The 8,005-nt window shown below is 34.4% G+C and carries 8 protein-coding genes; all 8 read right to left on the bottom strand.

Annotation, left to right across the window (positions count from 1 at the left end; translation table 11 throughout):
• Positions 1 to 394 precede the first annotated feature (394 nt).
• Entirely contained in the window at positions 395 to 1,351 is a 957-nt protein-coding gene (gene flgL, locus A9G30_RS08945; RefSeq protein ID WP_065588714.1) for a flagellar hook-associated protein FlgL, read from the bottom strand.
• A 14-nt stretch (positions 1,352 to 1,365) separates the two neighbouring features.
• Positions 1,366 to 3,009, bottom strand: a complete 1,644-nt coding sequence (gene flgK, locus A9G30_RS08940) for a flagellar hook-associated protein FlgK (RefSeq protein WP_065588713.1) — start codon at positions 3,007 to 3,009, stop codon at positions 1,366 to 1,368.
• A gap of 187 nt (positions 3,010 to 3,196) precedes the next feature.
• Positions 3,197 to 4,090, bottom strand: coding sequence for a flagellar motor protein MotB (motB, locus tag A9G30_RS08935; RefSeq protein WP_065588712.1), 894 nt, complete (start codon positions 4,088 to 4,090; stop codon positions 3,197 to 3,199).
• A gap of 2 nt (positions 4,091 to 4,092) precedes the next feature.
• Positions 4,093 to 4,977 carry a flagellar motor stator protein MotA gene (gene motA / locus A9G30_RS08930; RefSeq protein WP_065582095.1) on the bottom strand — a complete coding sequence of 295 codons (885 nt, stop codon included), beginning with the start codon at positions 4,975 to 4,977 and terminating at the stop codon, positions 4,093 to 4,095.
• Between the two features lie 64 nt (positions 4,978 to 5,041).
• Positions 5,042 to 5,647 carry a flagellar transcriptional regulator FlhC gene (flhC, locus tag A9G30_RS08925; protein WP_065566402.1) on the bottom strand — a complete coding sequence of 202 codons (606 nt, stop codon included), beginning with the start codon at positions 5,645 to 5,647 and terminating at the stop codon, positions 5,042 to 5,044.
• A 13-nt stretch (positions 5,648 to 5,660) separates the two neighbouring features.
• Complete coding sequence (gene flhD, locus A9G30_RS08920; protein WP_065566401.1) at positions 5,661 to 5,990, bottom strand: flagellar transcriptional regulator FlhD; 330 nt, start codon at positions 5,988 to 5,990, stop codon at positions 5,661 to 5,663.
• Between the two features lie 175 nt (positions 5,991 to 6,165).
• Positions 6,166 to 6,882: an RNA polymerase sigma factor FliA gene (locus A9G30_RS08915; protein WP_065588711.1), complete on the bottom strand. Its 717-nt coding sequence runs from the start codon at positions 6,880 to 6,882 to the stop codon at positions 6,166 to 6,168.
• Positions 6,883 to 7,059: 177 nt separating this feature from the next.
• The gene (locus A9G30_RS08910) at positions 7,060 to 7,875 is read right to left on the bottom strand and encodes a flagellin N-terminal helical domain-containing protein (protein WP_065582097.1); all 816 of its coding nucleotides are present in this window, start codon (positions 7,873 to 7,875) and stop codon (positions 7,060 to 7,062) included.
• Between the last annotated feature and the right edge of the window lie 130 nt (positions 7,876 to 8,005).

Raw genomic sequence — 8,005 nt, 5'->3', positions numbered from 1 at the left:
TTTAGTCTATTTTTGTTATTTTTTTAACAATAAACCTAGATTAGTTATGCTGAATACTTGTATTTTCAGCGCTTTGCCATGCAAAGTAAAAAGTAAATAATCTCAACCACGCTAAGGGCTGTTGAGCTTTTAATAAAAAGAAAGTAAACCATCATAAAGATGTTATTATAATTTCACCAAAAATTAACAATAACAATATGTTATGCGGTAAAGCAATCAAAACGCTTCAGGAAACACATTGATTTTATTTAAGTTTTTTGTTGGTTTTTATATGAAAGTCATGCTTTTAGCAAAACAGGAGGCGATAAGCCTCCTTGGGTTTGGATGAATAGTTTTAGTCGATTCACGACTTGGGGTAAGAATAATGTTACTGAATGACGTTAGGTTCAATGCCTTATTTCATTTGAAACAGTGACATACTTTGCATGGTCATAAAGGTATATTGCGCCGCTTGTAAATTAGCTTGTAGCATGACATATTCTGAGATTGTTTCGTACCAGTCAACATCTTCAAGCTGGCTAATTTGAGTTTGAAATTCAATATCCAGTGTTTTACCTAATGCTAATAGTCTATCAACTTCAGACAATACCGATCCGCCTTGCGCCCTAAGCGTTGAGATGTTATTAAAAGAATTATCTATTCCGTTGTGAGCCTTTGATAATCCATCCCTAAATTGTTGGACAGTCTCTTCATTGTCATAGTCTAAATCCATTTTTAACGCTTCAATTGCATAATCTATGCTTGCAAAAATATTACTTTCTGCGGAAGTTCCATCAGCTTGTTTAACATTTGCTCCCGTCATGAATACTTCAATGCCTGTAAAACTGAGTGCGATTTCTCGTGAGTCATCAATAAAAACGTTAACCGATGTTGTGCCGCCTACGTAACTCACTTCGCCAGATTCGTTTACAACAAAAGGTGGGGTGTCGTTTTTCTTGCCAGCAAAAAGGTAGTTGCCATTAGTATCTTTTGAGTTGGCTAATGATAACAGTTGATCTTTTAAAGCTTGTAATTTGTTGGCAAGATCTAATCTGTTTTCTTCATTTAATGTTTCGTTTGCTGCATAAATCAATGTTTCTTGAATTGTTTGGATAACGGTATTGGTTTCCGCTAAAATCGTTTCTTGACGGCTAAGTAATTTATCGGCGCTTTCACGGGTTGCTTGAAACTGTTCATTTTGCGCTTGAGCTTGTTTTATTATCAATGATTGTGATGCGCCCATTGGATCATCAGACGGCGATAAGATCTTTTTGCCCGTGGCTAAATGCAAACCAGATTTTTGCCATCGGCTATTGGTATTTAAAATACTTTGTAAGTTTTTTTGATAAAGTGAGTTTGTACTAAGGCGCATTTTTTATCCTTTTATCATTTAGTTAAACCTAAAATGGTATCAAATATTGTTGTTGCCGCATCTATCACTTTTGCATTAGCTTGGTAATACTGCATATATACCTGCATAGAGATATATTCTTCTTCAATATTCACTCCGGATATAGATTGATTTTGTTCATAAATTTGCTGAGTAATATTTTTGCTTGATTGGGCAGATATTTTAGCCGTTTGGGTTTCACTGCCAATATAATTGACTAAACTTGTGTAAGCACTTTTTAAGGTTGTTGTACCATTAACCAGCTTTTCATTTTGAATTTCTAGTAATTTGGCAACATTACGATTATCGCCTGCGCCATTTTCTTCATCATTAATACCCGTTGCGAGTTTATTAACGTCTTTGATTTGTAATTGTAATGATGAGGCAATATCAGCAACGGGTTTTATCATAAACGAGTCACCAGGCATTGCATTGCCATTGATCTCAATACAAAGCCCATCAAAAATTAACTTACCATCTTCAATTTCTGGTGTGATTTGTTTATGATCAGATAATCGGGTAACAACCCAATTGTCACCATCAAATTCAATTTTATAATCAGAAGCTTTTACGTCGCAAACTGAGTTAAATTCGATTTTTGCCGAGGCATTACCTTGATTTTTTATATTGGTTATACAACTAGGGGGATTGTAGTCAAATAACTTTTCACCCTGATTACCATTAATATCAACGCCTGACATATGCACTTCATTAAAACGTTCCGCCAAATTTAAGGCAATTAAACCTAATTGATTACGAGCTTCAGTTAATGGTCCGTCACGAAAAGTTAATAATCCGTTTAATGTGCCTGATATAATATTTTGGCTAGTCAGCTCTTGCGTTGCTCCTGAATTATGCGTATAAATAATGGTATTTAATGTAGGATCGTCTTGCGATGGTTGTACCGATAATAGGTTAATCGAAGAGCCTTGGACTAAATTCAAGCCATTAGCAAGTGAAAGGTTATATTGCCCATTTTGTTCAGTAACGGTTATGCCAACGATTTCGCTTAATTCATTAACTAATTGATCGCGTTGGTCAAGCAATGCATTGGGTTCAAGCCCATTTCCCACCGCCTGTAAGTGTGAAATCTTTTGATTAAGTTCGGCAATTTGCTGAGTATAAGTATTAACCTTATCAATATTACTGCTTAATTCGGTATTCACATTGGCAATTTGATTTTTTAGGTTTTTTTCTGTTTTATTAAATTGATTCGTCAATGAGGTTAGATCGCTAATAACGGTTTGCTTGGTCGCGGCATCACCTGCATTTGAAGCAAGCTTCTTTAAGCTAGCAAAGAGGTTATTGAATTGTGATGAAATGCTATTATCATTTTCTGCTAATAAATTATCTACCTTCGATAATTCATTATAATAAGCTTTAATCGATCCATCTTGCGATTGTGATTGACGTAGCTGTCCTACAACAAAATGGTTAAAGGCGCGATTAACGGATGATACTGAAACACCATTACCTACAAAACCAAAACTATGTTGAGTTCCATTTGCTTGACGTAAAACTTGCTGTTGGCGATTGTAACCGATTGTATGGGCATTACTAATATTATTACTTATCACATTAAGCATATTTTGCGCTGCATTTAATCCACTAATTCCCGTATTCATCAATGAATTTGTCATAAAAACTCCTAAATATAATATATAGTTTCAGTTAATAACGTGATTATTAAAAGAAAGGGCTGTTTTCTATATCGGCGCAATTTCTCAAAACTTTAATGATTTTTTCAACCCATTAATGGATAGTTTGTCTGATTTCACTATCCAAAAGGTAATGTGTTTTGATTTTTGAAATTATTTGACTATTTGATTATTGCTCGATAATGGTTTTTGATTGTTTTAAAAAATCAGTACCTGTCATGTTATTTTCATTTTCAATATATTGTTGGGCATTTTTATTCAAAATTAAGATACTAATGCGACGATTGGCATCTTTGCTGTAGTTAGGATTGTTTAAGCTTACTGTATCAGCTAACGCAATAATGCGAATAATCTTATTGGAATCTAAGCCACCAGCAATGAGTTCTCTTCTTGATGCATTGGCTCTATCCGCCGATAATTCCCAATTACTATAACCACGATCCCCTGTTATATATTGCCGCTCATCGGTATGGCCAGATAAAGTGATTTTATTCGGTAATGAATTAATAATAGGTGCTAGTGCATGCAAAATTTCTTGCATATTGGGATCAATGGATGTACTACCAATACCAAACATGGGTTTATCATCGAAAGCTAAAATTTGAATCCGTAATCCCAGCTCAGTTAATTCAATAATAAGATTAGGCGCTAAGCTTTTAAGGCGATTATCTATCTCAAACGTTTCATAAATTTTACGTGCAGCTTCAAGAAGTAGATTTCTTTCAATATGTAGCTGTTCATATTCATTTTGTGATGCATTTAACATATGGGTTTTTTCTTCGCCGATTTGTTTACTCACATCATCGCCACCACCAGGGATCGGGCTTTCACTGTCGCTAATATTTTTCCCGCCATTGTAGCCAAGAATTAAGGGCGTTCTAAAGTATTCAGCAATACCTTTTAATTCTTGGGGCGTTGATGTAGAAATTAGCCACATAACTAAAAATAGCGCCATCATTGCGGTCATAAAGTCGGCGTAAGCGATTTTCCACGAACCGCCATGATGCCCGCCGCCGTGCCCCGATTTTTTTCGGACAATTATTCTTACAGACTTATCTTTCATTATTAATTATTTTCATTTGGATTAGTGTTTTTGTCTTTAACTTCTTGTATGTATTGTTCTAATTCAAAAAATGATGGTCTTTCATGAGAGAAGAGTGTTTTTCGGCCAAATTCAATACAAATTTGAGGAGCATAATCATGCATACTGGCAATAAGAATCACTTTGGTGCACTCTAACATTTTGACCACGTCAGCGTTTCTTTGCTTCAATAAGGCTGCTAGCGGTGACACGAAACCATAGGCAAGTAAGATCCCTAAAAAAGTTCCCACCATCGCATGGGCAATAAGTTCTCCAAGTTCACTTGCTGGTCGATCTGCTTGCGCTAGGGTATTAATGACACCCATGACCGCGGCAACAATACCAAATGCCGGTAAACCATCACCAATACTTGAAATGGCATCAACGGGTTTTTCGAGTTCATGAACGAAGGTTTCAATTTCTTCGCTCATGAGTGTTTCGATCTCAAATACATCCATATTGCCACTAATCATAAGTCGTAAATAATCAGTGATAAAGTCGCAGATTCTAGGGTTAGCTAAAATCTGTGGATAGGCTTTAAATAATTCACTTTCATGCGGATTATCAATATCAGCCTCAATGGATAATCCTCCACTTTGTCGGATCTTCGTTAATACGCTGTACATTAAATTAATTAATGTTAAATAAAGTGCTTTATTATATTTAGAGGTTTTAAATAATTGTCCTAAAGATTGCAGCGTGGCTTTGATGACTTTCTTTTCATTACTGACAATAAAAGCACCAACTGCTGCGCCTCCAATAATTAACAATTCGAGTGGTTGAAACAGCACAGCTAAATAACCGCCACTTAGCACATAACCAAGTAGCGCCGAGGCGATAACGACAATATAACCTATAATGATTAGCATTGGTTTTTTTCTTTCTCCATAAAATAACAGCTAAATTGCTTTAATACTTATTTTTAATACTTATTTAAGCAGTGATCTGTCTAGTAGTTGATGAATTTAAATAACTTGGTCTTGATAACACTTTCATGCATCTTTCGTCATTTTCTTTTTGGGTTTTATTATTTTTATCCGCTCTTGATGGTGGTTGACATAAGCTACAAGTAAAAGTATTTCGAGGATGATAAGCATGAGTAATAAAAAGCCCACGGCATTCCGTGCAACAGGATTGTTGCATCACCTTTTTTTCGACAAATTTGACTAAAATCCAAGCTCTAGTCAGCCCTAAAACAGGTTCTTCTTTATGCGAACATTGACATTGTTCTAAATAAAGTTGATAAGCTTTTAAAATAGTTTGAATGCCTGACTTGAGCCCATTTCTCACTAAAAACGCATAAGCATTATAAAATATACTGGCATGAATATTGGGTTCCCAAGTCATAAACCACGATGTTGAAAAAGGCAATAAACCTTTAGGCGGTGGGCAACCTTGAATCTCTTTATACAGTTTTATCAGTTTATTTCGGCTTAAATTGGTTTCGCTTTCTAACATTTGAATTCTGCCACCAAGGGAAATTAATTTGATAGCGAGTTGGGTTTCTTTATATTTTTGAATAATACTTGTACCTGTCATCATCATTCCTTAGCTACTTATTGATTGAATCTAATAGCAAACTTGATAAAAGAATTCCTGTATGCATCTGTTTTATATCTCTGACGCGCGATTCTTCTGTTAGCTTTTTCATCATTTCTGCATTTTCAAATCTTAGCTGAAATATGAGCTGATTGGTTTCGGATAAAACTAACATCTGAGCAGTACTTAAATGGCTAAGTATGTCAGCGGTTTGTTCATCAATACCTAATCGATACATTGCCATTACTTTATCTTTCTCAAGCATACGCTGGCTTAACAGTAGTGTTGAAAGATTTAAATGATGTATGCATTTAAGAATATCGTCATCTAGTGTGTTTCCCAATTTAGTCACCAACCTATATCTGTTTTTTCGCATAAAAAAACGAAAATTAGTAAAATTAAAGTTAAATATTTTTTTGCGCCTAAAGTTACATTTTTAAATGCGAAAGGTCAATAAAAAAATCATTTCAATTTATTTTCGATTGATTACGATTTATTTAAATTTTTTTCTATTTCTTCTAACAAGAAACTTTACTTTGTATTCTTTTTATTGCTTGGCTATGCAATTGGCTTACTCTTGATTCACTAATATTCATTACCTTACCAATCTCTTTTAAATTAAGATCTTCTTGGTAATAAAGCGCTAGGACAAGTTTTTCCTTTTCTGGTAGATTTTCAATTTGTTGGTTAATAATGGTGTAATTTTCATCGCTGATAATTGCCGAAAAAGGATTGTTATCCTCGCCATGCTCAATGATGGCATCAATGTTATCTCCTAACTTTAGTTGGATCTCATCAAATGAGCATATCTGGCTATAATTCGAATCTAATAAAATTTTATGATATTCAGTAAGGGATAATTGCAAATACTCGGCGATCTGATGATCGTTAGGAGTGATGCCTAATGTTTTCTCTAATTCATTGATTGCCGCTGTGACATCTTTTATTTTTTTGCGAGTTTGTCTTGGTAACCAATCTCGGCTACGTAGCTCATCTAACATTGCCCCTTGTATCCTTGGAATAGCAAAGGTCGCAAAAGTATTACCTTGAGTGGCATCATAACGTTTGATTGTATCTAATAAACCGATATAGCCAACTTGTAATAAATCGTCTAGCTCAACCGTTGCCGGCAAACGAACTGCTAATTTTAAAGCTTCATTACGTACCAAATGAATATATTGTTTCCAATCGATTTGGTTTATTACACCATATGAGTTATATAAGCTATCATCCATTTTTTGAACCAATGTTAAGAAAAATGCCGAATAGTATTATGACGATAGTTAATGAATTTAATGGGCAGAATAAAGGGCGAAAAAATAGTTAATTATAATTATTAGCCATAACAACATTATAAAAATACTGTTATGACTATGTGTAAATTTTGAATGATCAAAAATGGGTAATTACAATTATTGTAATAAAGAAAGTACTGATTGTGGTACTTGGTTAGCTTGAGCTAGTACTGAAGTACCTGCTTGTTGCAAGATTTGACCACGAGTCATGTTTGAAACTTCTGTTGCATAATCAGCATCTTCAATACGGCTACGCGCAGAACTTAAGTTGTTTACAGTATTATTGATGTTGTTTACTGTTGATTCGAAACGGTTTTGTACCGCACCAAGTTGGCCACGTAATGCATCAATGTTTGATAATGCCTCATCAATTGTTTTTAATGGATCTGTGGTTAGGTCTTCACCTGAAATTTTAAATCCATCTAAACCAAGTTCAGTACTATCAATTTTTTTCAAATGGATTTCAATAGTTTCACCATCGTTTGCACCCACTTGAATTTTAAGCGTTTTATCTTCTGATAATACTTTAGAGCCGTTGAAATCAGTTTGTTTAGAAACACGATCGATTTCGTCTAAACGTTGATCGATTTCATTTTGAATTGATACTAAATCGCTTTCAGAATTGGTGCCATTGGCTGCTTGAACAGTTAATTCACGAATACGTTGTACGTTGTTATTGATTTCGTTTAACGCACCTTCAGTAGTTTGTGCAAGGGAGATACCATCATTTGCATTACGTGCCGCTTGCGTTAAGCCTTTAATGTTTGATGAAAAACGGTTAGCAATTGCTTGACCTGCTGCATCATCTTTTGCGCTATTAATACGCATACCTGATGAAAGACGCTCAATAGAAGTACTAAGAACGCTTTGAGAATTGTTAAGGTTATTTTTTGCCATTAAAGACATTGTATTTGTATTAATTACTTGTGCCATTTTTATCTCCAATAATATAAATATTAAAATCAACAAGATATTTAAATTTAATTCATAATTCTTGCTGACAAATAACTTATCGGTAACAAAATAGGGAACTTTAATCTTTTTGATGATTATTTTTTTATAG

This window comes from Gilliamella sp. Fer4-1 (assembly GCF_001690515.1).
GTDB lineage: Bacteria > Pseudomonadota > Gammaproteobacteria > Enterobacterales > Orbaceae > Gilliamella > Gilliamella apicola_C.
This window is presented reverse-complemented; position numbering and strand designations above follow the sequence as displayed.